Source organism: Rhodococcus sp. IEGM 1330 (assembly GCF_033142445.1).
GTDB lineage: Bacteria > Actinomycetota > Actinomycetes > Mycobacteriales > Mycobacteriaceae > Rhodococcoides.
Genome location: NZ_JAWLSB010000001.1, coordinates 560203 through 584437, shown reverse-complemented (window position 1 = coordinate 584437; position 24235 = coordinate 560203). Strand labels below are relative to the sequence as shown.

Below are 24235 nucleotides of genomic sequence, written 5' to 3'. Positions count from 1 at the left end.
CAACGTGACTCAGCCGGTCTGCGACGCGATCGTTCTCGCCGGCGGCCGAGGGTCGAGGATGTCAGATCCCGAGCACCCCACTGCGCCGCAGGAGATCGACAAGCCTGCCATGACCGTCGGCGGGCGTCGCATGGTCGACATCGCCGTGGACGCAGTATCGATCTGCCGCAGAACGGTTGTGGTGGGTCCGACCCGTACCGGAGTGCCCGAGCACGTGGTGCAGACTCGCGAGTCTCCGGCAGGCGGTGGGCCCGTCGCCGCCCTCGCCGCGGGCCTGCGATCACTCGACGACACAGCAGATCTGGTGGTGGTCGTCGCGTCGGATCTGCCCTTTCTCGACGCCGCGGCGGTCGAGTCGCTGATCGGTTCCATATCGCACTCGCAGACCGACGCCGTCTTCGCCCGCGACGGTGCGGGCCGCACGCAATTCCTGCTCGGAGTCTGGCGTCGTTCCGCACTGCGTTCCGTGCTGGCACAGCTGGATTCGGTGGAGGGCGCGCCCATGCGCACGATCCTTCCGGCCGATCATCTGGTGATCGCGGTGTCCGGTGTCGAGGACTGCGACACCCCCGCCGATCTTCTCGCCGCTCGCCTCGCCGTACGGCCGTCGGAGACGCTCGAGGTGAGCGACGCACTCGAACGCATCAGGAGCCGGCTCGCCGCCCTGCCGATCCGGCGAATTCCCCTGCCGGACAGTACCGGAACCGTCCTCGCGGAACCGCTCGTGTCCCAGACCGCGTTGCCGGCGGTCGACATCTCCGCGATGGACGGCTACGCCGTCTGCGGCACCGAACCGTGGACGCTGCGGTCCGATATCGCGTACGCCGGAAGCTCCGACATCGCCCGACTCACCGAAGGAACGGCCGTGCGCATCGCGACCGGTGCTGCGCTTCCGCCCGGAGCGACATCGGTGGTTCGCGACGAATACATGACCCGCGAGTCCGACGGATCGGCTCGGCGCATGCCGACGGCCCCGCAGTCCGACGACACGCGTCGACGCGGCGAGGACTGGCTGCCCGGTACCGAACTCGTCGCAGCAGGCACCCCGATCGATGCCGCAGTACGGTCGCTCGCCGCCAGTGCAGAGGTGTTCGAGGTGGCGGTGCGCGGTCCGGTACGCGGACGAGTAGTCGTCAGCGGCAACGAGATTCGATCCACCGGACCGCTCGCTCCCGGCGAGACCAGGGACGTTCTCGGGTCGGTGTTGCCGGAGTACCTGGCACACTGCGGCATCGCCGTGGTCGATGTGACGCTGCTCGACGACTCCGCGACGGGGTTTCGAGACGTGCTGACTCGAACTCAGGATGTGGACGTGATCATCGTCGTCGGGGCAACCGGAGGCGGGGCCGCCGATCAGCTCCGCGCCACGCTCGCCGGCCTCGATGCCGAGACCGTCGTCGGGCGAATGCGCATGCGTCCCGGCGGTTCTCAGATCACCGCGGCTCTGCCCGACGGCACGGTGGTGCTCGGCCTACCGGGGAACCCGCTGGCGGCCGTCGGTACCGCGATGCTCACCGCGCCCGCCATCGTCGATGCCCTGACCGGGAGAACCGTCCGCCCGTCTCGGATCGGCCTGTTGTCCAATGCCGCCGAGGTTGGATCCTCGACTCCTCGCATCGTCCCGGTCACCGCGGATGGCACCCGGTGGCGAGCAGACAGCCAGGTCCGCACGGCGCACCTGGCTCACCTCGTCGGCCGCGACGCACTGGCTGTGATTCCGGCCGAGGTCAGCGCCGACGAGCCGGTGACAATTCTTCCGTTGCCGCACCGCTAGTTTCACCGAGAGATCGAACGCCCTCGCGGTAGCGCGCGACCACGAGATCGACGATCGCGGCATGCACTCCGAGCGGTTCACCGACGCCGTCGGCACCGGCGTCACCCAAACGAGTGTGAAAGAGCCCACGCGCCAACAGATACGACGCCACGAACACACGTGCGTGCCCGGCTTCTCGCAGAGTCGACACCGCGTCGGACACGGTGGGGGTACTGGTGGCGACGTAGCCGATACCTACCGGGACCCGAGCGACGTCTGCCAGCATCGCCGCCGCGCGCCGGTGTTCTTCCAATGCACGAGCGTCGGACGATCCTGCGGCAGCGAGCACGATGCAGTCACCCTCCTGCCATCCTGCATCGCGCAGTCGGTCGACCATGACCTCGGCCAGCACGGGGTCGGGTCCGAGAGCGCGGGTGACCGTGACCGACGTGTGGGCGCTGTCGGCGATCTCTCGCGGCACATCGGTGTGAACGTGATATCCCGACGCCAGGAATGCCGGTACGACGACCGCCGAATCGGAGGTATCGCGCAGCACCTCGGCCGGGGACGGCCCGAGTACGTCGACGAATGCCACGCGCGTGGTACCGATCTGCGTCGACACGGCATCGGCGAGTGCGGCGATCATCTCGACACCACGGGGGTTTCGGGTGCCGTGTGCAACCAACACGAGAGTCGGTGTCATCAGTACTTTCCCCCTTCTACGACGGCCGCACGCGAGTGCACGGCGGGCTCGTCGGAATCGCAGTCCGTTTCGGTCTCGATGTGATCGAGTGCGATGCGATAGCCACGCTTGACCACGGTCTGGATTGCTTTGGGCGCGCCCAGCGAGGACCTGAGTCTGGTCATCGCGGTTTCCACCGCATGGGTGTCGCCGCCTCCGCCGGGCAGCGACGCCAACAGAACCTCGCGAGAGACGACGCGCCCGGGATTGCGGGCCAGTGTCTTCATCAGCGCCATGCCGGCCGGGGACACCGGTCGAACTTCACCGTCGACCACCACGCACTTACCGCGGACACTGACCACGTGTCCGCCTGCATGCAGCCGGCCGGTTCGCCTCGGCAACTCCTCGGCGATGTGCCGCGCGAGTGCCCCCAGCCGCGCTCGTGTGGGCTGCGTGGTGGCCACGTTCAGTTGTTCGAGCGGCGCGGCCGTGACGGGCCCGACGCACACCGGCAGCACCCTCGTTCGCATCGATTGCAGCAGCGGTTCGAGCACGCCGTTCTCGTCGGCGCGCATCAGCATCGACGCCACCGCCGGTGCCGAGGTGAAGCTGAGGGCATCGAGATCGCCGACGACGACGGCTTCGATCATCCGGTCCATCGGGCTCTGGTCGTCGGGCGCGGTCCAGCGGTACACCGGCACCGGCACCACTTCGGCACCCGCGCAGCGCAACACCTCGCAGAAATCGGGAACCGGCTCCCATTCGGTGGTTGCGCCGTGAAGCTGCACTGCGATGCGTTTGCCCTCCACCCCTTCGGCGAGCAGATGTTCGAGTACCTCCGCAGAGGACTCCGAGGCGGGCGACCATTCCTCGCGCAGATCGGCCGCTCGAATGGCTCCTTTCGCCTTCGGTCCGCGAGCCAGCAGGCGGGACGCGCCGAGTGCACGCCCCAGTTCTTCTGCCCGACCCCACCCGTCCGCTGCCTCGATCCAGCCACGAAAGCCGATTCCTGTTGTGGCTACGGTTATTTCGGGCGGATCAGCGATGACGGCGGCGGTGACGCGTTCGAGTTCGGCGTCGTCGGCCAATGGGATGATGCGAATTGCTGGGGCATGCATCACGGTGGCCCCGCGTCGCTCGAGCAGAGTCGCGAACTCCTCGGCCCGACGCGACGCGGTGATCCCGACCGTGAACCCGGCCAGAGGCGTTGCTGCCCCGGCGATTTCGCTCACTTAGATCCGCCGCGGACGAGCACGACGCCCTCGACGCAGGAGACCTCGAACGATCCGAGGGTGACCTGCGGGTCATCGAGGCAGCGCCCGTCGACCAGGGAGAAGGCCTGCTTGAGCAGGGGCGATGCGACGGTGGGTTCGCCCCCGCGGTCCCCCACCAGTCCGCGTGACATCACTGCTGCGCGCCCGTACGGATCGATGTTCCCGACCGCGAACAGCCGTCCGTCGTCGAGCAGAAACAGCGCCACCTGGGTGCCGCCTCGCAGGAGCACCGCCACTCCGCGCCCCGGAATCAGCGCGTCGATCGTGCAGGCCGGGGTCCAATCACGAGCGATGCCGTTCGGTACCGCTGTTGCTGACTTCACGGTTGATGAATCGATGACAGTCATGGCGCACCTCCTGATCAGCTATTCCACGTTGCTTGTGTTTCTGACCCGTTAAGTCGCGATTACTCGTCTGTGCACATGCACTCAGTTTCGTGACCTGCCGGTTGTCAGTTCCAGCGCCGGCTCACGCGCCGATACGCGGCATTCCCATCAGCACGGGTACCTTGCGCGCCCCGGACTCGTCGAATGCGATGGTGGGGTCGGCCTCGTCCGGAGCATTGACGAAGGAGACGAATCGACCGAGCTTCTCGTCGTCTTCGAGCACGCCTGCCCACTCGTCCTTGTATCCGGCGACGTGGCGTTCCATGTCGGCCTCGAGCTCGGCACCGATCCCGAGACTGTCCTCGCACACGACCGCTCGCAGGTGATCGAGTCCCCCGTCGAGCGATTCGAGCCACGGTGCCGTGCGCTGCAGCCGGTCGGCGGTACGCACGTAGAACATGAGGTAGCGGTCGATGTAGCTGACCAGGGTGGCATCATCGAGGTTGGAGGCCAGCAACTGAGCGTGCTTGGGTGACTGACCGCCGTTGCCGCCCACGTACAGGTTCCAGCCCCCCTCCGTCGCGATGATCCCGACGTCCTTGCCGCGGGCCTCGGCGCATTCTCGCGCGCAACCCGAGACGCCGAACTTGATCTTGTGCGGCGACCGCAGACCCCGGTAGCGGTTCTCGAGGTCGACCGCCATCCCCACCGAATCCTGGACGCCGTAACGGCACCAACTCGATCCGACGCAGCTCTTGACCGTCCGCAGCGACTTCCCGTACGCCTGGCCCGATTCCATTCCGGCGTCGACGAGGCGCTTCCAGATCGCCGGCAACTGCTCGACGCGGGCACCGAACATGTCGATGCGCTGGCCCCCGGTCACCTTGGTGTACAGCCCGAAATCGCGGGCGACCTCACCGATGACGATGAGTTGCTCGGGCGTGCACTCGCCGCCGGGCATCCGGGGCACCACCGAGTAGGTGCCGTTCTTCTGGATGTTGGCCAGGAAGTGATCGTTGGTGTCCTGCAACGACGCCTGCTCGCCGTCGAGAATGTGATCCGAGGACGTCGATGCGAGGATCGATGCCACGACGGGCTTGCAGATGTCGCAGCCGGTTCCCGTGCCGTACTTGGCGATCAGCGACGAGAAGGTGCGGGTGTTCGTGGCCCGAACGATCTCGAACAGCTCGGCCCTGGACTGAGCGAAGTGCTCGCACAACGACTTCGAGAGCACCACCCCGGATGCCGCCAGCAACGACTTGATCGAGGGCAAGCATCCGCCGCAGGTGGTGCCCGCGGTGGTACAGCTCTTCACGGCCGCCAGATCGCAGGCCCCGTCGGCGATCGCCGAGCAGATGGCACCCTTGCTCACGCCGTTGCAGGAGCAGATCTCGGCGTCGTCGGGCAGCGCACCGATACCGACCTGTTCGGCTGCCGGTGAGATCAAGGCACCCGGATCACCGGGTAATTGCCGTCCGACGAGCGGACGAAGCAGCGAGTAGGCGGAGGCGTCGCCGACGAGGATGCCGCCGAGGAGGGTCTTCGCGTCGTCGGTCACGACGAGCTTGGCGTACGTGCCCTTGGGCGCATCGCTGAACACCACCTCGAGCGCACCCGGTGTGGCCGCCATCGCGTCGCCGAAGCTCGCGACGTCGACGCCCATCAGCTTGAGCTTGGTGGACATGTCGGCACCCGGGAATTGCGCTGCGCCGCCGAGCAAGCGGTCGGCCACGACCTCCGCCGTCGAATACCCGGGAGCGACCAGGCCGTAGCACCGACCCTCGACCGCAGCACATTCGCCGATCGCGTAGACGGCAGGATCGGAGGTACTGCAACCGATGTCGACCATGATGCCGCCGCGCTCACCGACCTCGAGCCCACTCTCGCGTGCCAGCCGATCCTGGGGACGCACACCGGCGGAGAACACCAGCAGCGCGGCGTCGATAGTGCTGCCGTCGCTCAGTTCGACCGTCAGGCCGGCGCTGTCGTTCTCGGAGATCGACGACGTGCCGACTCCCACATGTACGTTCAACCCGAGTTCGGTGACGAGGCGAGCCAACAGCGCGCCGCCGCCCTCGTCCACCTGCAGCGGCATCAATCGTGGAGCGAACTCGATGACATGCGGGGTCATGCCCATCTTCTTCAGCGCATTCGCCGCTTCGAGACCGAGGAGGCCACCGCCGACCACCACACCGACGGCTCCCGGTCCCGCGGCGTCGGCGCGGGCACGGATCTTGTCCAGGTCGTCGAGGGTGCGGTAGACGAAGCATGCGGGCAGGTCGTGTCCGGTGATCGGCGGCACGAACGGGTAGGAACCGGTGGCGAGGACGAGAGCGTCGTATTCGACGGTGTCGCCCGCCGAGGTCACGACGGTGCGGTGGTCACGGTCGATGCGATCGGCACGTACTCCGGTGCGCATCTCGACGAGTGCGTCACCGGGATAGTCGTTGCCCGCCAGAGCGAGTTCCTTGTGGTCCCAGGCACCGACGTAGGACGACAGTCCCACCCTGTCGTACGCCGCCAGTGCCTCCTCGCACAGGACCGTGACCTTCCACTCGGCCGCCTCGTCGCGCGCACGCAACGCTTCGACGAATCGGTGTCCGACCATCCCGTGACCTACCACTACCGCGTTCTTCATTGCGGGTCCTTCCGATCTACGTTGCTGTGCAGAGTGTTTCGTTCTTGCCGGTGATGGATCCTCAGACGGCTACCGGAGCGTCGGCATCGGCGGAGTTCGTCTTGCGCAGGTAGATCGCCCACGTGACGAGGGCGCACACGATGTAGAAGGCGAGGAACACCCAGAACGCCGTCGTGGCGGACTTCGCGGTTCCCGAGTACGACGCCCGAAGCACCAGGTTGATTCCGACTCCGCCGAGAGCGCCGATCGCACCGGCGATGCCGATGAGTGCGCCGGACATCTTGCGTGACCAGTGCTGCTGCTCGTCGACCGTCATACCCTGCAGTGCAACCGATTTCGCGGCGAAGATTGCGGGGATCATCTTGTAGACCGATCCGTTTCCGAGTCCCGAGAGCAGGAAGAGTGCGATGAATCCGACGACGAAGAGCACCATAACCGTGCCGCTGGCCGCCCCGGGAGTGGAATCGTCCCAGGTACTGGCCGCGACCAGAATTCCGGTGGCGAACGTCATGGCCACGAACGTGTACAGGGTGATCTTGCCGCCGCCGATCTTGTCGGCGAGCTTGCCGCCGAACGGCCGCGACAGCGAGCCGAGCAACGGTCCGATGAAAGCGATCTGAGCTGCCTGCAGCGATGCCTGCGCCTGCAGAGCGGGAGTTGCGGGGGCTCCGTCGGTGAGTCCGGCGAGGAAGTTGATCTGCAGTACCTGGCCGAACGCGAAGCTGAAGCCGATGAACGATCCGAACGTGCCGATGTACAGGAAGGCGATCCACCACGAGTCCGAGAACTTCAACACGTCGATCATGGAGCGCCCGTTGGTCTTCTGGTTGTCCAGGTTGTCCATGTACAGCGCGGCACCGACGGCGGCGAGCGCGATGAAGACGAGATAGACGGCGCACACGATCTCGGGGGCGGTGTTACCTATGGTGGCGATGACCAGCAAGCCGATGAGCTGGATGACGGGCACACCGATGTTGCCGCCGCCCGCATTCAAGCCGAGCGCCCATCCCTTCTCGCGTTGAGGATAGAACGCGTTGATGTTCGTCATCGAGGATGCGAAGTTACCGCCGCCGAGTCCGGCGAACGCCGCAACGATGATGTACGTGGTGTACGACGCCGGGTTGAGCATGAAGTACATCGTCAGCACGGTGGGGATCAGGAGCACCAGAGCACTGAAGATGGTCCAGTTGCGCCCGCCGAACTTGGCCGTGGCGAAGGTGTACGGAATCCGCAGGATCGCGCCGACGAGTGTGGGGACGGCCACGAGGAAGAATTTGCCCGCCGCGTCGATGCCGTAGACCGACAACGGCATGAACAGCACCATCACCGACCAGATCGACCAGATCGAGAATCCGACGTGCTCGGCGATGACCGACCAGATCAGATTGCGCTTGGCGATCTGCTTGCCGCCGGCCTCCCAGGCCTCGACGTCCTCGGAATTCCAGTGCGCGATGTGATGGTTCACGGAGACGGGAACTGTTCCGGGCGGAACGGTCGCCGTGGTGGCTGAGCCGGCATCTGCCGAAGCGCTGCGAGAAAGGCTGGTCACGTGTGGCCTCCTGATCGGTGTGTGAACCGAACATAGGAAAGCCATGTTGCAGCGGCGCTGCGTGCGGTGACTCGGAAGATTAACTTGGTCTCACGCGCTCACCGGCACCGACGTGAGATGAGCATCAACGGTCGCCGTGCGTCACCAAGTGTCTTCGAGCATCCTCGGTCGGCAGCACAGGAAGCCTCCGACCAGCAGAACCGCCACGCATCCGGTCAGCAGTACCAACGGGAGTCCCCATCCGCCGGACCGCGTGTGCAACAGCCCGAACAGAATCGGGCCGGTCGAGGACACGACGTAACCCAGCCCCTGGGTGAATCCGGAGAGCGAGGACGATCCCACCGCGGTGCGCGTCCTGAGGTTGATCAGCGTCAGCGACATCGGGAAGGTCATCGTGCCAAGCCCGACCAAACACACCCACACGACCGTGCCGGCCGTCGGCGACCAATGCAGGCCCGCGAAGCCGCCGAGGTAGCACGCCGCCGCGACCACCACGATGCCATACGGATTGCGCACTCGCGCGCAGAGAGTCGGCGCGGCCAGCGATGTGATCAGGCCCATCGCACCGAACGCGGCAACCGAGGCTCCGGCCGACGCTTCACCGATACCCGCATCGATCAACAACGTCGGCAGCCACGTCAGCATCGCGTAGGTGATCAGCGACGTCATCGCGAACATCATGACCATTCCCCACGCCAGCGACGACCGCTGGATTCGGCCACCCGGCGGCGCGTGCACCGCGGCCGATCCGGACTCGGCCGTCACGTCCTTCTCGTCGCGGCCGCGACGGGCCACCACCACACCGAGCCACGGAAGCGCGGCCGCAACGCCGACGACGGCCCAGATCCCGATGGACACACGCCACCCGTGAGCATCGGCGACGGATACGGCCAGCAGCGGCGGGACCATGGTGCTGACCTGCAGGGCACAGATGTAGATGGTGCTCACCACAGCGAGACGATCGGAGAAGTACCGTTTGACCAATGGCGGGATGACGACGTTTCCGATTCCCATACCTGCGAGGGCGATGGCGGACAACGCCAGCAACGACGCGGTGTTCGGTGCGAACGCACGGGTGGCCATGCCGATGGTGGTGAGCGCCATTGCGAGCAGTGCGGCGCGCTCGAGGCCCGTGCGCTTGGCGAGAAACGGTGTTGCCAGGCCGAACACGGCGAACATCGCCGGGGGCAACATTCCGACGACGCCGACGACCGTGTCGCCGAACTCGAGGTCGGTGCCGATCCTGCCGAACAGCGGGCTGATCGAGGTCACTGCAGCTCGCAGCGTCAGTGCAGACAGAACGATCGCGGAGAAGACCAGAATTCGCCCGCGCAGAAGCGACGTACCGACGATTCGGCCGGCGGGGACGGTGGGCGCACTCACCGCACAATCATAGGATGACCGGATCATTGGGTGCAAAGCAGTACTATCGACGCTGCAACGTCCCCGGCATGAGGAGCCCACGTGCGGCAGGTCCAGCGATCGAGCCTGATATCCCAGGTAACAGCTGCGCTGCGCGAGGAGATCACGTCGCAGCGATGGCCGGTGGGTACCCGCATTCCCACCGAACCCGAACTGTGCGAGATGACCGGCACCGGGCGCAACACCGTGCGCGAAGCAGTGCAGGCGCTCGTCCACGCAGGCATGGTCGAACGCAGGCAGGGTTCGGGCACATTCGTCATGACGTGCTCCGACCTCGGCGGAACCCTGGGAAAGTACTTCTCGGACGCCCGGCACCGCGACGTCACCGAGCTACGCGAGACCCTGGAAGTCACTGCGGCGGCTCTTGCAGCCGACCGACGCGACGGCGACGACATCCGTGCCATGCTCGGCGCGCTGGCCGATCGCAACGCGGCGTGGTCCGACGAGACTCCGCTGGCCGATGCCGTTCGGATCGACGCACGCCTGCACCGCGCCATCGTCGCGGCCAGCCACAACGCCATCTATCTGGAGTTCTACGATTCGCTGCTGCCGGTGATCCACGACGCCATGCGTCACCATGCCATCGAGCACGACGACGACTACATCGACGAACACACCGCGCTCGTGGCGGCGGTCATCGACGGTGATGCCGCCCGTGCGATGCATGCCGCTCGATCACTGTTCCACGAACTCTCCGAATCCCCTGCTCGCGCAGCGGAATTGCCAGCTCGCGCAGTAGAACTCACAGAATGAGGCGCACCAGATCTGCTGTTCTCGCCAATCCGGGGAAGGCCTCCGACGTCGAACGCGGGTGAAGCGCGTGCACTGCGAGACGAAATATCAACGCGCGCAGCAACATCTGTGGCCATTCCGGTAGATCGTCCCAGCGGCCGACCAGACCGTCGTCGGCATCACCCCAGGACAGGGCGTCCACCACGGCCACCCCGGCAGCCCAGGGCGCGGGACGCCAGTACGGGGTGATGTCGCTGATTCCGGGGGCATCGCTACCGGAGAACAACACCGTTCCGAACAGATCACCGTGCACCAACTGGTCGGGTGACTCGACGGGCTTGCGTAGTGTCGCAAGCTGTTTGACCAATTCCAGACTGCTCTTGCCATCGCTGGACGACGGCTCGGGTGCGCCGGCACCGCGAGCAGAGCGCAGCGGGACCGCTTCCCAGGCAGCTCTGTCGGCAGCAACGAACACGTCCACGTCGGCCCACGGGGCCACGGGGGGCTGCACCAGAAATCGGGGACGCTCGAGTTGCGCGGTCGCCGCGTGCAACCGCATCGACAACGAGATCACCTCGTCGTGACGGGGCTCCGGTTCGCCCGCGACGAACGTGTCTGCGCGCCAGCCCGACACGACGTATCGGCCATCGGTCGAACGCACGGGTCGGGCGAGACGAACCCCGTCGACGGTCAATGTCTCGCGTACCTTGGCCGACCACGCGGCGCGGGCATGGTCTGCCACCGGAGACAGGACTACGTCACCCAGACGCCATCCACCGTCCCAGTCCGCACCGAGAGGTGCAGGCTCGACATCGCGCAGCCCGAACGTAGAGATCACGTGCTGAGGAGGTTCGACAGAGCTCACGAGCGCCACGCTACCGCCGATCGCGGTGCCACTGCGGACGACGCGCACACACGAACCGCATCAGTACATGGGCAAACCGGGATCGATCTGCTTGGCCCACTCCACTATTCCGCCGTGCAGATGGGAGGCATCCGAGAAACCGGCACCGGCGAGGGCGGTGAGCACCTCCCCGGACCTGATGCCGGTTTTGCAGTAGAGCACGATGGGGATGTGCTGCGGTAGATCTGCCATCGCGGCCCCCGACAGGATTCGATCCTTGGGTATCGAACGCGCACCGTCGATGCGGACGATGTCCCACTCCACCGGCTCACGCACGTCGATGAGGGCAATCTCGCGACCGGACTGCATCATTGCGTGCAGCTCCGCCGGAGTGATCGACTCGCCGGTGGATTCGGCGGCCGGGACCACTCCGCAGAATGCCTCGTAATCGATGAGCTCGGTGATCGGCGTTCGATGCGGGTCCCGAGTCAGACCGACGGTTCGATAGCTCATCGCCAGCGCGTCGTAGATCATCAATCGACCGAGCAACGTGTCGCCGATTCCGGTGATCAGCTTGATTGCCTCGGTCACCATGACCGACCCGATCGACGCGCACAGCACCCCCAGCACCCCACCTTCGGCGCACGAGGGCACCATGCCCGGCGGCGGAGCCTCGGGGTACAGGTCGCGATAGTTGATGCCTGCGTCGCCGGGGGCCTGATCCCAGAACACCGACACCTGCCCCTCGAACCGGTAGATCGAGCCCCACACGTACGGGATTCCGAGCAGGGCGGCTGCGTCGTTGACGAGGTATCGGGTGGCGAAGTTGTCGGTCCCGTCGAGCACGAGGTCGTACTGGCGAAAGAGCTCGAGCGCGTTCGACGAGTCGAGTCGAACACGGTGCAGCGTCACGTCGACGCCGTCGTTGAGTTCGAGAATCGAGTCCCTGGCGCTGTCGGCCTTCGGACGACCCACGTCGGACCGGCCGTGGATGATCTGCCGTTGCAGGTTCGACAGTTCGACATCGTCGAATTCCACGATGCCCAGAGTCCCGACACCGGCGGCTGCGAGGTACAGGAGCGCGGGTGAGCCGAGTCCCCCGGCACCGACGACGAGCACGCGGGCGTTACGCAGTCGCTTCTGACCGTCGGTTCCCACGCTGGGGATGATCAGGTGCCGGCTGTATCGGGCGACGTCCTCGGGTGTCAATTCGCCTGCGGGTTCGACCAGCGGGGGTAGGTGGACCACGACGCAGCGACGCTCCTCGACTCGACACGGCGACCGAGTACTCGGCGCGCCACGTTCGAATCTAATCCCCCAGCCTGTCCTGAACCCAGCCGATCAGCCGCGCGGGTAGGGCCACGGATTGAATCGGCACGTCTTGCCGTCCATCGGAACGACGCCTGCAGGGTCCAGTCGCGCGATGTCGTCGTTGGACGTCCCGAATGTCTGCTGCATCATCACCGGAGCGAGCCCGCCGTCGGTCTCGCACGGTTGATGCTGCTGGTAACCGATCGCGTGGCCGACCTCGTGATTGATCTGGTATTGGCGGTACGAGCCGATGTCGCCCTGGAACGAGATCGCTCCGCGCACCCATCTCGGCTCGTTCAGCACCACTCGCTCGATGCCGGGGTTGTAACAGGAGACCTCGAGCTGGATGTCGTAGCCACAGGCCTGCCGGATCGACATTTGCGACGTCAGCGAGATCCTGAAGTCGGGATCGCCCTGATCTATTCGACGGAATCCGAACCGTGGGTCGTTCGTCCAACTCTTGGGGTTGGCGAGGGTCTGATCCACCAATCGGCCGAACGACTCGTCGCCGCCGAACCCGACTGTGTCCACGCCGTCCTCGACCTCGACCGTGTACGTGAACACCCGCTCGGTCCCCTGACCCACTTGCTCGGTGGTGCCCGGCACGGTGTGCCACGTTCCGGCTCCCTGCACCGCGAACGGACCACCGTCGGGTAGTTCACCCGATGAGATCGAGGCCGCGAAGTTACCGTCCGCCTGCGGCGGCACGCCGATGACGCCGGTGCCCGACGTCGTATCCGAACTCAAGGTGCCGAATCCGGGATCGGCGTTGGTGGACTGCGCTGCAGTGCCGGTGACAGGGTCACCGGTACGCACGGCATCGAACACGACGAGCGCGGTCACCACGATCAGAATCGGGACCGCGTACGCCCGCCAGCCGTACGTGGACGCGAACTTTCCGAGCTTGCTCTGCTTCCTGATGTCGCGATCCGGTCGGCGACTGCGTTGTTTGACCTCGCGTTGCGTCGGGTCCCACTGCGCGCGGAGCGGTTGATGCGACCCGCGACTTCCCACGGTGCGTGGGAAATCGTCCGACCGATCGTCGTAACTCTCGTCGACGCCGCCCGACTGCACACCACTGCGGATACGCGGCCCGCCTCGGTCAGTCACTCGATCACGATCTCACAATCCTCACCGCCCGCTGTTCGGCACGCCGATACCAGCAAGGGAACTATCGGGTTTTCGGTACGAAAACACCGTACTGACAAACCGCTCGACGTGATCCGGTAATGCCCACTTTCCGCAACGGTCCCCCAGGATCCCGTGGGCGCAGGCATCCACGCGTATCGTTGCCCGTGATCTGCGCTACGTGCGGTCCGAACCGACGGCCACCCGCCGGAAGTTCATTCCGGACCGTTCGTTGTCGAACCAAGACGAGCGCAGCTGTCGACGCGGATGGGAACAGAATTTATGACAGATCTCGACGACCGTCGGTCTTCCGACCGGCCGGCCACCACCGGCAATCGCCGCAGCGCACGGTTGCCGCGCGATGCCCGTCGGGCGCAACTGCTCGCTGCTGCGAGCGAAATATTCGTGACCCGCGGATATCACGCATCCGGAATGGACGAGATCGCCGAATGCGCGGGCGTCAGCAAGCCGGTCCTGTACCAGCACTTTCCCGGAAAACTCGAGCTGTATCTGGCGGTGCTGCAGAGCTACGTCGACACCCTGATCGCAGGAGTACGCCAGGCCCTGCGCTCGACCACGGACAATCGGCAGCGCGTTCGTGCCGCGGTGCTGGCGTTCTACGACTTCGTCGACACCGACACACAGGGCTTCCGCCTGGTCTTCGAGTCCGATCTGATGGGCGACCCTCAGGTCAATGCGCGCGTCGAGCAGGCAACCGAAGCGTGTGTCGACGCCGTGTTCGACCTGGTTGCCCACGACTCCGGACTCGATCCCTACCGGGCCCGCGTACTGGCTGTCGGCCTGGTGGGCGCCAGCCAGTTCACCGCTCGGTACTGGCTCGAAGCCGACCGGCCGATTTCCAAGGAAGACGCCGTCGACACCACGGTGTCGCTGGCCTGGGGCGGTCTGTCACACGTTCCCCTTCAGGCACCGTAGACACGGATCCACGAACGCAACACGCCCCTCACTCGATGCGAGTGAGGGGCGTGTATTGCTTTCCGAGCAGTCTCAGGCGGTCGCGAATCCGACCCTTCGAGAATCGGACGGACCGATCTCGACGTACGACACCTTGGAAGCCTGAATCAAGAACTTGCGTCCCTTCTCGTCCTCCAACGACAGCACTCCGTCCTTACCGGCGAAGGCGGTCGATACGAGCGCTTCGACCTCGGCCGGGGACTGCGTGCTGTTCACGACGAGCTCACGGGAACTCTCCGAAACACCGATCTTGACCTCCACGGTCAACCTCCGAACTCTCGACAACTCTGCTCACGCCAGGCTAGTGCAGCGGCGTCGAGCCAGCCGCCCGACGCCCTGTGCTGTCAGCGAACACTGCCCTGTGCTGTCAGCGAACACCGGCCACAGCGGTCAGTCCAAGCCGAGTGAGGACATCCGTTCCGCGTGCTGTTCCTGCATACGATCGAACAGTGCGACCACTCCGTTGAGATCTCCCGACGCGGTGATGACGAGATCGGTCAGTGACTCACGGCGAGCGAGCACGAACTGCGCCTGGGTGATGGCCTCACCGAGCAGGCGACGACCCCACAGCATCAGTCGCGCTTTGTCCTGCGAGCTCGCGCGAACCCGGTCGGACACCTCGTGCACCACGAACTCCGAGTGCCCGGTCTCGGCGAGCACGTCGCGAACGATCTCGGCCACGTCGGGATCGAGACTGTGCGCGATCTGCCGGTAGAAATCGGCCGCGATGCCGTCACCCACGTACGCCTTGACCAACGACTCCAACCACGTCGACGGAGTCGTCGACTCGTGGTACTCGTCCAGAGCGCGAACGAACGGGTCCATCGAGGCGTAGACGTCGAGACCGCGGTCCGACAAGGCTTTCTGCAACGTCTCGAAGTGGCTCATCTCCGCGGCCGCCATGCTCGCGAGTGCCACGCGACCCTCCATGGACGGAGCCATCCGAGCGTCGTCCGCCAGGCGATAGAACGCAGAGATCTCGCCGTATGCGAGCACCGCGAACAGATCCGGAATACCCGGGTGATCGTGTGCGATCGCCGGCTCGACTCGGTCCGACTCGGGCGACTCGACGAGAGTGGTGGGTGAAACTGCGGACGACGGCTCCGACGAATGGGCTCCCATGTGGCAATCGTAGTCCGGTGCCGGACGCCTCGTCGCGGCGCGCGCCGGACCTGCCGTGACCTGCCGACAATGGAGAATTCCGTTCGGCAAGCTACCATGGTGCTCGATCGTCGCTCGCGGACCGATGAAACGGATCGAAGAATTACGCGACGGTCATCGATAATGTGTGCGCACCTGATTCGGGTCGCCTCGACAGCTTCGCCGCAGCGGACATCGCAGTCCGCGGCCGCGCTGAGGCTGACGGCGACATCACATCGGATCGAGGGCATCGACTTCGGCCGGCAATAGGCCTATGCCCTTCCTCGTGCGCACGTTCGACCACGAGGAAGGCCAGTCCCCTGAGCAAGATAGTCATCGACCAAGAGCCCGACACCGGAGACACCACGCTGTCGGCGCAGCTGGACGACACACACGTACCTCCCACTTTCGCCGAGCTGAACGTGGACCCCACCATCGTTCGCGCGCTCTCCGAGATGGGAATCGAGCGCACGTTCGCCATCCAGGAGTTGACGCTGCCGCTCGCCATCGCGGGCGACGACCTCATCGGTCAGGCACGCACCGGAATGGGCAAGACGTTCGGCTTCGGTGTGCCCCTGCTGCACCGACTCGCCACGGACAACTCCGGCACCTCCCCGCTCGACGGCACCCCCCGCGCCCTGGTGATCGTGCCGACCCGTGAACTGTGTGTTCAGGTCAGCTCCGACCTCGAGAACGCGTCCAAGTACCTCAGCGGCGCGAACGGCCCCGTCAAGGTGCTCTCCATCTACGGTGGCCGTCCGTACGAGGCGCAGATCAGCGCGTTGCAGAACGGCGTCGACGTCGTCGTCGGCACCCCGGGCCGACTGCTCGACCTCGCCAAGCAGAACCACCTGATCCTCGGCAAGGTCGGGGTCTTGGTTCTCGACGAGGCCGACGAGATGCTCGATCTCGGGTTCCTCCCCGACATCGAACGCATCCTCGGCATGGTTCCGGACAAGCGTCAGACGATGCTGTTCTCGGCAACGATGCCCGGCCCCATCATCACCCTGGCCCGGACGTTCCTCACTCAGCCGACGCACATCCGCGCCGAAGAGGCGGAGTCCTCGGCCGTCCACGACCGCACCGCCCAGCACGTCTACCGGGCTCACGCCCTCGACAAGGTCGAGATGGTCGCCAAGGTCCTCAAGGCCGAAGGCCGCGGCGCGACGATGGTGTTCACCCGCACCAAGCGCACCGCCCAGAAGGTCGCCGACGAACTGGCCGAGCGCGGATATTCGGTCGGTGCCGTGCACGGTGACCTCGGCCAGGTCCAGCGCGAGAAAGCCCTCAAATCGTTCCGGACGGGCAAGATCGACGTTCTGGTGGCTACCGACGTCGCAGCACGCGGTATCGACATCGACGACGTCACCCACGTCATCAACTACCAGTGCCCCGAGGACGAGAAGACCTACGTGCACCGCATCGGCCGCACCGGCCGTGCAGGACGCACCGGCATCGCGGTCACTCTGGTCGACTGGGACGACATCCCCCGTTGGCAGCTGATCGACAAGGCGCTCGATCTCGGCATGCCGGATCCGGTCGAGACCTATTCGAGTTCGCCGCACCTGTTCACCGACCTCGGTATCGCCACCGACGCCACCGGCACCGTACGCAAGGCACCCTCGCGCGCCCCGGAGAAGGCGGACGAAGACGGCGAGACGCGCACGGCAGCGCCTGCGGCCGACGCGTCGTCGGCGACCAAGCCGCGCCGCTCGCGCAGTCGTCGGCGCACCCGCGCAGGACAGGACGGCGACAACGCCGCCGCAACCTCCGTTGCGCAGGCCGATTCCGCGCCTACCGCGAATTCCGTTGCCCAACAATCGGATACGTCGGATGCGGTGTCCGCAGACACGGTCACCAAGACTGCTCCGCGCCGCCGCAGGCGTCGTCGCCCCAGTGGATCGTCTGCCGATGCCGGACCGTCGACTGCGAGCGCATCGGAGTAATCTCCCGCCGTGCTGGCTCCAGAACGTCGGACGAGAACCGACCTCGTCATCGCCGCTGTCATCGCCGTGGTGGTGGTGGTTGCCGCGAGCATCGCCTGGTTCACCGGTGATGCTCGCGGAACTGCATCGATCCCGGCCGAGGAGCCACTGCCTCAGGCCGAACCCGCGACCGCGTTGCCTACTGCGCTCACCGAATTGTGGCGCGCACCGAGCGCAGCGACGGATTCGACGCGAACCCCGCTTCCTGTCGTCACCGGATCCACGGTGGTGACTGCGGACGGGGACTCCGTCCTCGGCCGTGATCCACGGTCGGGTGAGCAATCCTGGTCGTACACACGCGATCTCCCGCTCTGCTCGGTGGTCGCGTCGTGGAACACCGCCGTCGCGGTCTACCGCGACGACCGCGGCTGCTCTCAGGTGACCGAACTCGACGGGCCGACCGGAGAACGCAAGGCGCAGCGCACGTCGGACGCCGACGATGCGGTCCGCCTGTCCTCCGATGGCACTTACGTGACGTCGAGGGGTGACACCCGCATGGAGCTGTGGCGGTCGGACCTGGTGCGCACCCTCGAATACGGTCGAGTGGATGCCCCGGTCAATCCGGGTAGTCAGCCGAGAACCGGGTGCACGCTGCTGTCCTCGGCATCGACGAACTCACGTACGGCTGTGCTCGAACAGTGCCCGGGAGAGGCCGCGGCCCGATTGTCGCTGATCAATCCTGCACCCAAGGACGCGAGTGAACCCGAGGAGTACGGGTCGACGGTGGTACCGGAACTCGTTCCCGAATCCGACGCACCGACTGCCGGACGGATCATCGCGATCACGGGTGGCGTTGTCGCGCTGTACATCCCAGCTGAAAACGGCGCACCCGACCGGGTGGGACTCTATGACGACGCGGCCGCGCGGATATCCGAATTCACTCTCCCGGCCGACTCCTCCCCTACCCTGGACTCCCCGAATTATCCTGCGACGAAGGCAGGTTCGGTGCTCACCTGGTTCACCGGCGCGGGAGTCCAAACGTTCGATTCCAACAACCTCAGTCCCCTGTGGACCGTCCCCGGAGCCCTCGGAAGTGGAGCGGTCATGGCAGGCCGACTCCTCGTACCCGTGCCCGACGGCATCTCGGTGGTCGATCTCTCCACCGGTGTCTCGACGGCCGACATTCCGGTCGATCGAGGCGATTACGACGGCCCGATACAGATGTCGGTGATCGGCGATGTGGTCGTCGAGCAACGCGGTTCCGACGTGGTCGCTCTCGGCTGACTCGATCGCACGGGCTTCGTTCTACTCCGCCGGATCGTAGGTCTTCAGATCGGCTCCGCCGTCCCAGTACGCCAGCAGATTTTCGGCGAGTTCTCGATATGCCTGCGCGCCCTTGTTCTTTCGGCCCGAGAGTACCGTCGCGCCGGATGCACTGGCCTCGGCGAAGCGCACGGTCCGCGGAATCGGCGGCGCAAGAACCGGTAACGAATAGCGGTCCGAGACATCGCCGAGCACGTCCCTGCTGTGCGTGGTGCGGGCGTCGAACAGGGTGGGAAGGGCCCCGAGCAGCGTCAGGTCGGGGTTGGTGATCTGTTGTACCTCGGACACCGTCCGTAACAACTGCCCGACCCCGCGATGCGCGAGGGTCTCGCACTGCAGGGGTACCAACACCGACTGTGCGGCGGTGAGGCCGTTGAGGGTCAGCACTCCCAGCGACGGCGGACAATCGATGACGACGACATCGAAATCATCGAGAATCGGTGCGAGCGCCCGCTTGAGTGCGAATTCGCGACCCGCACGCATCAGCAGCAACGCTTCCGCGCCTGCGAGATCGATCGTCGCAGGGAGCAGCACGATTCCTTCCGCAGTCTCGATCAGTACGTCCTCGACCTTCGCATCCCCGGTCAGCACTTCGTGGACCGAGGAATCGAGCTTGTCCGGGTTGTGTCCGAGCGAGAACGTCAGACAGCCCTGCGGGTCGAGGTCGACCACCAGGACTCGTCGATCGAGAGCATGCAGCGCGGCCGCTAGCGAAGCCACCGTGGTGGTCTTGGCGACGCCGCCCTTCTGATTCGCTACCGCGAGAATTGTCGTCACGGCCTTGATCCTTGCCTACATCGAGCCGATGAGCGAGGGTTCGGCATCTGTCGGGCGCGTCAGTGCAGCGCGATCGGTGCCGCGGACCGCTCGGTCACGTGCTTCGTCCGGGGCAGGAAGAAGGCGGGAACGAAGGTGACGACGATCAGGACCAACGCAACCATGAACGTGGTGCCGAACGCCCTGGCCGAGATATCGAAGGCCTCGACCTGGCTGGTCGCAGTCGATGCGGGCTTCTGCTGCGCGGTCAGCACCACCGACATCAGCGCGGTACCCATCGAACCGGCCGCTTGCTGAACGATGTTCATCAAGGTCGAGCCGCGTGCAACTGTGTCGTCGGTCAGCGTCTGCAGGGCGGCCGTCATGATGGGCATCATCGTCGAACCGAGGCCGAGCCCCATGACGAACAATGCGCCGATGAGCAGGGTGTAGGACGTGTCGGTGCCGACCTGCGTGAAGACCGCCATCCCTGCGGTGATGAGCACCATTCCCACCAGCACGATCCTGCCGGGACCGAACTTGTCGGCGATCACTCCGGCGATCGGCATCGCGATCATCGCGCCGATGCCCTGTGGTGCGAGCAGCAGCCCGGCAGTCAATGTCGTTTCGCCGCGAAGCAGGAAATAGCTCGGGAACAGCAGACCCGCGCCCATGAAGGCGACCATGAAGAGCGTCGTGGTGATCACGGCCACGGTGAGCGATCTGTTCCCGAACAGCCGGAGATCGATCAGCGGATGCTGGACACGCAGGGCATGAAAAACGAACAGCACGATCAACACGAGCCCCACGATGACCGGGACCAGCACCTTCACCGCGAGAACGGTTTCGGTTTCGACGACAGAGGAAGCGCCGTAGAGGAACAGAGCGAGGCCCGGCGAGAGCATCAGCATGCCGCGAAAATCGAAGGACTCGGACGGAGTCGGGTTGTCCTTGGGGAAGATCACCACGGCCGCGATCAGGGCGAGGATGCCGATCGGAAGGTTGATGAGGAAGATCCAGTGCCAGCTCGCCGCCTCGATCAGCCAGCCGCCGAGGATGGGCCCTGCGATGGGCCCGATGAGCATCGGTACACCCAGCACGGCCATCACGCGCCCGATGCGCTCGGGGCCGGCGGCGCGCGTCATGATCGTCATGCCCAGGGGCATCAGCATGCCGCCGCCGAGTCCCTGCAGCACTCGGAACACGATGAGCGACGTGATGTCCCAGGCGAAGCTGCACAGCACCGAACCGAGGACGAACAGTACAAGCGCGGTGATGTAGAGGCGCTTGGTTCCGAACCGATCGGCAGCCCACCCGGTCAGGGGTATGACGGTGGCGAGGGCGAGCGTGTAGCCCGTCATCGTCCACGCGGCGTTGGCGTAGGTGGTGTCGAAGACATCCGTAAACGTACGGAGCGCGACGCTGACGACGGTGACGTCGAGAATCGACATGATGGCCCCGAGCACGACGACCCCGGCGATCTTCAACAACGCGCCGTCGAGCTTCTCCGGAGCATCGGGCGACGCGGGCTTCTGCAGGTCGGTCATGGTTCTCCAGACGATGATAAGGAGCTGTGAGGCGCGACGGGCAGAGCTGCGTCGCCCAACGGAGCGAAGATTCGCAACGAGAGTAACCGGCCGGTAGGTCTGTACTCAATCGACAAATCGGACAGATCCGCAGGCCACCTATGACAAGGGCCACATCCCGAGGGCAGGCATGATCGTTCCATGACCACACACGGCGGCGTCGAGGCCGGCAGAGTCGTTCTACTCCGGCACGGCGAGACCGAATGGGCGCTGGCCGGTAAGCACACCGGCAACACCGACGTCCCCCTCACGAGCACCGGCGAGCAACAGGCCGTCGAGGCCGGATCGCTCCTCGGACTACTGAAGCTGCGCGATCCCCTGGTGATCACGAGCCCGCGAGAGCGCGCCCGTCGAACCGCCGAGCTCGCGGGCCTGCAGGTCGATCGAACGTGGGATGCGTTGTCGGAGTGGGACTACGGCGACTACGAGGGCATCACGTCGACGCAGATCCACCGGACGGTGCCGCACTGGACCGTCTGGACGCATCCGTGCCCGGGTGGTGAGTCCATCGGCGACATCGCAGTGCGCGTCGAACTGGTGCTCTCGGTCGTCCTGCCGTTGTTGAGCGGCCGCGACGTCGTACTGGTCGGCCACGGCCACTTCTCGCGCGCTCTGATCGCCGGCTGGACCGAGGCCCCCATCACCGAGGGCAAACGCTTCGCACTCTCGCCCGCCGCGTATTCGTTGCTCGGCTTCGAGCATTCGTTTCGCCAGCTCGTCGCACACAACGTGCACCCTTCGATTCTCACCGCCGCCACGGCACCGAAAGGAAACACAGGATGATTCGCCGCGCCACCGAGGCCGATGTTCCCGCCATCACCGCTCTCGTGCACGAACTCGCCGCCTACGAGAAGTCGTCCTCGCTGTGCACCGTTCGAGACGAGCAGCTTCGTTCTGCGCTGTTCGGAGCGCAGCCGTCGGTGTTCGCACACGTCGCCGAGCACGAGGGGACGGTGGTGGGGTGCGCGCTGTGGTTCTTGAACTTCTCCACGTGGGACGGCGTCAACGGTATCTATCTGGAGGATCTCTACGTGCAGCCCGCCGCGCGCGGAGAAGGCTTCGGAACCGCACTGCTCGCCGCGTTGGCCGCCGAATGCATCGATCGGCAGTACACGCGGTTGGCTTGGTCGGTTCTGGACTGGAACACCCCGTCGATCGGCTTCTACCGATCGCTCGGAGCCGAGCCACAGGACGAGTGGACCACGTTCCGCCTGACCGAGGAGGCACTGGCAGAGCTGGCCACCCGGGCGCGTTGAACGACTACCTCAACGGAGATCGTCGTCGACGCCGCTGTATTCGGCGGCCATCCACCGGGAGGACGGCGGGCTGAACAGCAGAACCAGCACCGCCACGACCACTGCTCCGAGGGCGACGCCGTAGACGGTCTGATGCGATCCGGTCAACAGTGACCACACGACGGGGAGCAGCAGCAGCTGTACGACGGTGGCGATGGACCGTCCCCAGCGTTTTCCGAGGATCAGGGCGACGCCTGCCGCCCCGACTCCGATACCCAGGACGCCGAACCACCCCGCGGTGCCGTACCCGTTGGCCACGGCGTTGTCCCCTTCCCCGGAGAACGCTCGGACGAGTAGGACTGTCGCGGCCACCAACGACGCCACGCCCTGCGCTGCGACGAGCGCCCCGGCGGATCGAAACGTGGCCGGCGGGGTGAGGTTCTCGGGTGAGGTGGACACGCGACCAGCCTAGGCAACCGGGAGTGGAGCCTGCGGAACGACCTCGGCAACCGGGAGTGGAGCATGCGGAACGACCCTGGGGCGGAGAGTGGAGCCTGCGGAACGACCCAGGTGACCGGAGTGGAGCCTGCGGAACGACCCGGTTAGTGTCAGTGCTCGTGCGTGCGCTGCTGATCGTCAATCCCAATGCGACTTCTACGACGGCTGCGGCTCGGGATCTGTTGGCTCATGCGTTGTCGAGTCGGGTGCGGGTGACGGTTGCGCAGACGACTCATCGTGATCATGCGTCGGAGCTTGCTCGGGGTGCCCGTGAGGACGGGATGGGTCTGGTGATCGTTCATGGTGGCGACGGGACGGTCAACGAGGTCATCAACGGTTTGCTCGGGGTGCCGTTGCCGACGTCGATGCACGCGGTGACGATCGGTGCCATTCCGCCGATCGCCGTCGTTCCGGGCGGTAGTGCGAATGTGTTCGCGCGTTCGCTGGGCATCGAGGCGGATCCGGTGGCGGCGACGAATCAGTTGATCGGTCTGCTCGATGCGCGGGCGCGGCGGACGATCGGGTTGGGGCACTGCGACAATCGCTGGTTCACGTTCAATGCGGGCATGGGTTGGGATGCGGAAGTGTGTCGGGCGATCGATGCGGGTCGTAAGGATGGAAAGCCGGTGTCGGCGACCCGGTACGTTCGATCGGCGGTTCAGGAATTCTTCAAGCTCAAGCGGCGTCCTGCCCGCTTGACGGTCGAGGTTCCCGGGCGGGAGCCGTTCGGCGAGGTGCACTACGCGTTCGTGTCGAATTCGAGTCCGTGGACGTACATGAACGAGCGGCCGGTGCACACCAATCCGGGCACTGGTTTCGACTCGGGTCTCGGGGTGTTCGGCATGCGCTCGACTGCCCTGTTCCCCACACTGCGGGTGTCTCGTCAGATGCTGACCAAGGGCGCAGAACCCAAGTCTCGCAAGCTGATTCGGATCGATGATGTTCCGAGCGTACGAATCTCTTCCGCCGAGCCGGTCGGTTTGCAGATGGACGGGGACTACCTCGGCGAACGCACCGAGGCCGAGTTCTTCTCGACTCCCGACGCGCTGGAAGTGGTTGCGCCGAGCATGTGAGGGCCGCAAACATCGACCCCGCTGCTGCTCAGAGTGCACTTCTTGTGAAATCACGAGCGAAATCT

General features: G+C 65.6%; 22 protein-coding genes. 8 read left to right on the top strand and 14 right to left on the bottom strand.

All coding sequences use genetic code 11. The features are described 5' to 3' along the window. Positions 1 to 4: 4 nt before the first annotated feature. Complete coding sequence (locus R4P57_RS02610; protein ID WP_317801342.1) at positions 5 to 1774, top strand: NTP transferase domain-containing protein; 1770 nt, start codon at positions 5 to 7, stop codon at positions 1772 to 1774. Here the strand turns inward: R4P57_RS02610 and R4P57_RS02605 are convergent. From R4P57_RS02605 to R4P57_RS02580, 6 genes are all read right to left on the bottom strand, one after another. Beyond that, positions 1728 to 2456, bottom strand: coding sequence for a sirohydrochlorin chelatase (locus R4P57_RS02605; protein WP_317801341.1), 729 nt, complete (start codon positions 2454 to 2456; stop codon positions 1728 to 1730). The genes R4P57_RS02610 and R4P57_RS02605 overlap by 47 nt on opposite strands. After that, on the bottom strand, positions 2456 to 3667 hold the full coding sequence (locus tag R4P57_RS02600; protein WP_317801340.1) for a uroporphyrinogen-III synthase: 1212 nt from the start codon (positions 3665 to 3667) through the stop codon (positions 2456 to 2458). The genes R4P57_RS02605 and R4P57_RS02600 overlap by 1 nt, the downstream gene beginning before the upstream one ends. Beyond that, positions 3664 to 4056, bottom strand: a complete 393-nt coding sequence (nirD, locus tag R4P57_RS02595) for a nitrite reductase small subunit NirD (protein WP_317801339.1) — start codon at positions 4054 to 4056, stop codon at positions 3664 to 3666. Before nirD ends, R4P57_RS02600 begins: the two co-directional genes overlap by 4 nt. 121 nt (positions 4057 to 4177) lie before the next feature. Beyond that, positions 4178 to 6673 (bottom strand): nitrite reductase large subunit NirB, encoded by a 2496-nt coding sequence (nirB, locus tag R4P57_RS02590; RefSeq protein WP_317801338.1) that lies wholly within the window; start codon positions 6671 to 6673, stop codon positions 4178 to 4180. Positions 6674 to 6734: 61 nt separating this feature from the next. Next, positions 6735 to 8138 (bottom strand): nitrate/nitrite transporter, encoded by a 1404-nt coding sequence (locus tag R4P57_RS02585; protein WP_317801674.1) that lies wholly within the window; start codon positions 8136 to 8138, stop codon positions 6735 to 6737. 225 nt (positions 8139 to 8363) lie between these two features. Next, the gene (locus tag R4P57_RS02580) at positions 8364 to 9605 is read right to left on the bottom strand and encodes an MFS transporter (RefSeq protein WP_317801337.1); all 1242 of its coding nucleotides are present in this window, start codon (positions 9603 to 9605) and stop codon (positions 8364 to 8366) included. A gap of 81 nt (positions 9606 to 9686) precedes the next feature. On the opposite strand from R4P57_RS02580, the gene R4P57_RS02575 reads away from it, so the two are divergent. Beyond that, entirely contained in the window at positions 9687 to 10397 is a 711-nt protein-coding gene (locus R4P57_RS02575) for a FadR/GntR family transcriptional regulator (protein WP_317801336.1), read from the top strand. Here the strand turns inward: R4P57_RS02575 and R4P57_RS02570 are convergent. The 3 genes from R4P57_RS02570 to R4P57_RS02560 form a co-directional block, all read right to left on the bottom strand. Beyond that, positions 10387 to 11241 carry a TIGR02569 family protein gene (locus R4P57_RS02570; RefSeq protein ID WP_037190242.1) on the bottom strand — a complete coding sequence of 285 codons (855 nt, stop codon included), beginning with the start codon at positions 11239 to 11241 and terminating at the stop codon, positions 10387 to 10389. The genes R4P57_RS02575 and R4P57_RS02570 overlap by 11 nt on opposite strands. A gap of 60 nt (positions 11242 to 11301) precedes the next feature. Continuing rightward, positions 11302 to 12468, bottom strand: coding sequence for an adenylyltransferase/sulfurtransferase MoeZ (gene moeZ / locus R4P57_RS02565; protein ID WP_317801335.1), 1167 nt, complete (start codon positions 12466 to 12468; stop codon positions 11302 to 11304). Positions 12469 to 12561: 93 nt separating this feature from the next. Beyond that, positions 12562 to 13641 (bottom strand): DUF3152 domain-containing protein, encoded by a 1080-nt coding sequence (locus R4P57_RS02560; protein ID WP_411742270.1) that lies wholly within the window; start codon positions 13639 to 13641, stop codon positions 12562 to 12564. A 300-nt stretch (positions 13642 to 13941) separates the two neighbouring features. Between R4P57_RS02560 and R4P57_RS02555 the strand changes: the two genes are divergently transcribed. Further along, positions 13942 to 14595, top strand: a complete 654-nt coding sequence (locus R4P57_RS02555; RefSeq protein WP_121872522.1) for a TetR/AcrR family transcriptional regulator — start codon at positions 13942 to 13944, stop codon at positions 14593 to 14595. Positions 14596 to 14667: 72 nt separating this feature from the next. On the opposite strand, the gene R4P57_RS02550 is transcribed toward R4P57_RS02555, so the two are convergent. Both R4P57_RS02550 and R4P57_RS02545 read right to left on the bottom strand, forming a co-directional pair. Next, positions 14668 to 14895 (bottom strand): DUF3107 domain-containing protein, encoded by a 228-nt coding sequence (locus R4P57_RS02550; protein ID WP_317801334.1) that lies wholly within the window; start codon positions 14893 to 14895, stop codon positions 14668 to 14670. 129 nt (positions 14896 to 15024) lie between these two features. Further along, positions 15025 to 15756: a ferritin-like fold-containing protein gene (locus R4P57_RS02545; protein ID WP_317801333.1), complete on the bottom strand. Its 732-nt coding sequence runs from the start codon at positions 15754 to 15756 to the stop codon at positions 15025 to 15027. Between the two features lie 284 nt (positions 15757 to 16040). On the opposite strand from R4P57_RS02545, the gene R4P57_RS02540 reads away from it, so the two are divergent. Continuing rightward, positions 16041 to 17720 (top strand): DEAD/DEAH box helicase, encoded by a 1680-nt coding sequence (locus R4P57_RS02540; RefSeq protein WP_317801672.1) that lies wholly within the window; start codon positions 16041 to 16043, stop codon positions 17718 to 17720. 9 nt (positions 17721 to 17729) lie between these two features. Then, positions 17730 to 18983 (top strand): hypothetical protein, encoded by a 1254-nt coding sequence (locus R4P57_RS02535; protein WP_317801332.1) that lies wholly within the window; start codon positions 17730 to 17732, stop codon positions 18981 to 18983. A 21-nt stretch (positions 18984 to 19004) separates the two neighbouring features. Here R4P57_RS02535 and R4P57_RS02530 read toward each other — a convergent pair whose 3' ends face one another. Together R4P57_RS02530 and R4P57_RS02525 are read right to left on the bottom strand one after the other, a co-directional pair. Further along, positions 19005 to 19799, bottom strand: coding sequence for an AAA family ATPase (locus tag R4P57_RS02530; protein ID WP_317801331.1), 795 nt, complete (start codon positions 19797 to 19799; stop codon positions 19005 to 19007). A gap of 59 nt (positions 19800 to 19858) precedes the next feature. Continuing rightward, positions 19859 to 21325 carry a DHA2 family efflux MFS transporter permease subunit gene (locus tag R4P57_RS02525; RefSeq protein WP_317801330.1) on the bottom strand — a complete coding sequence of 489 codons (1467 nt, stop codon included), beginning with the start codon at positions 21323 to 21325 and terminating at the stop codon, positions 19859 to 19861. A 180-nt stretch (positions 21326 to 21505) separates the two neighbouring features. Between R4P57_RS02525 and R4P57_RS02520 the strand changes: the two genes are divergently transcribed. Together R4P57_RS02520 and R4P57_RS02515 are read left to right on the top strand one after the other, a co-directional pair. After that, complete coding sequence (locus R4P57_RS02520; RefSeq protein WP_317801329.1) at positions 21506 to 22147, top strand: acid phosphatase; 642 nt, start codon at positions 21506 to 21508, stop codon at positions 22145 to 22147. Beyond that, complete coding sequence (locus R4P57_RS02515) at positions 22144 to 22620, top strand: GNAT family N-acetyltransferase (RefSeq protein ID WP_317801328.1); 477 nt, start codon at positions 22144 to 22146, stop codon at positions 22618 to 22620. Before R4P57_RS02520 ends, R4P57_RS02515 begins: the two co-directional genes overlap by 4 nt. A 9-nt stretch (positions 22621 to 22629) precedes the next feature. Here R4P57_RS02515 and R4P57_RS02510 read toward each other — a convergent pair whose 3' ends face one another. Then, a complete protein-coding gene (locus R4P57_RS02510) occupies positions 22630 to 23058 on the bottom strand; it encodes a hypothetical protein (RefSeq protein WP_317801327.1) in 429 nt (142 codons plus the stop codon). A gap of 158 nt (positions 23059 to 23216) precedes the next feature. On the opposite strand from R4P57_RS02510, the gene R4P57_RS02505 reads away from it, so the two are divergent. Then, positions 23217 to 24170 (top strand): diacylglycerol/lipid kinase family protein, encoded by a 954-nt coding sequence (locus tag R4P57_RS02505; protein WP_317801326.1) that lies wholly within the window; start codon positions 23217 to 23219, stop codon positions 24168 to 24170. The last annotated feature ends 65 nt before the right edge of the window (positions 24171 to 24235 follow it).

What these genes read in the sequence shown, in the direction of transcription:
- R4P57_RS02605 (WP_317801341.1), bottom strand. Translation starts at nt 2,456, where the DNA reads ATGACACCGACTCTCGTGTTGGTTGCACACGGCACCCGAAACCCCCGT.
- nirD (WP_317801339.1), bottom strand. Translation starts at nt 4,056, where the DNA reads ATGACTGTCATCGATTCATCAACCGTGAAGTCAGCAACAGCGGTACCG.
- nirB (WP_317801338.1), bottom strand. Translation starts at nt 6,673, where the DNA reads ATGAAGAACGCGGTAGTGGTAGGTCACGGGATGGTCGGACACCGATTC.
- R4P57_RS02555 (WP_121872522.1), top strand. Translation starts at nt 13,942, where the DNA reads ATGACAGATCTCGACGACCGTCGGTCTTCCGACCGGCCGGCCACCACC.
- R4P57_RS02545 (WP_317801333.1), bottom strand. Translation starts at nt 15,756, where the DNA reads ATGGGAGCCCATTCGTCGGAGCCGTCGTCCGCAGTTTCACCCACCACT.
- R4P57_RS02525 (WP_317801330.1), bottom strand. Translation starts at nt 21,325, where the DNA reads ATGACCGACCTGCAGAAGCCCGCGTCGCCCGATGCTCCGGAGAAGCTC.
- R4P57_RS02520 (WP_317801329.1), top strand. Translation starts at nt 21,506, where the DNA reads ATGACCACACACGGCGGCGTCGAGGCCGGCAGAGTCGTTCTACTCCGG.
- R4P57_RS02515 (WP_317801328.1), top strand. Translation starts at nt 22,144, where the DNA reads ATGATTCGCCGCGCCACCGAGGCCGATGTTCCCGCCATCACCGCTCTC.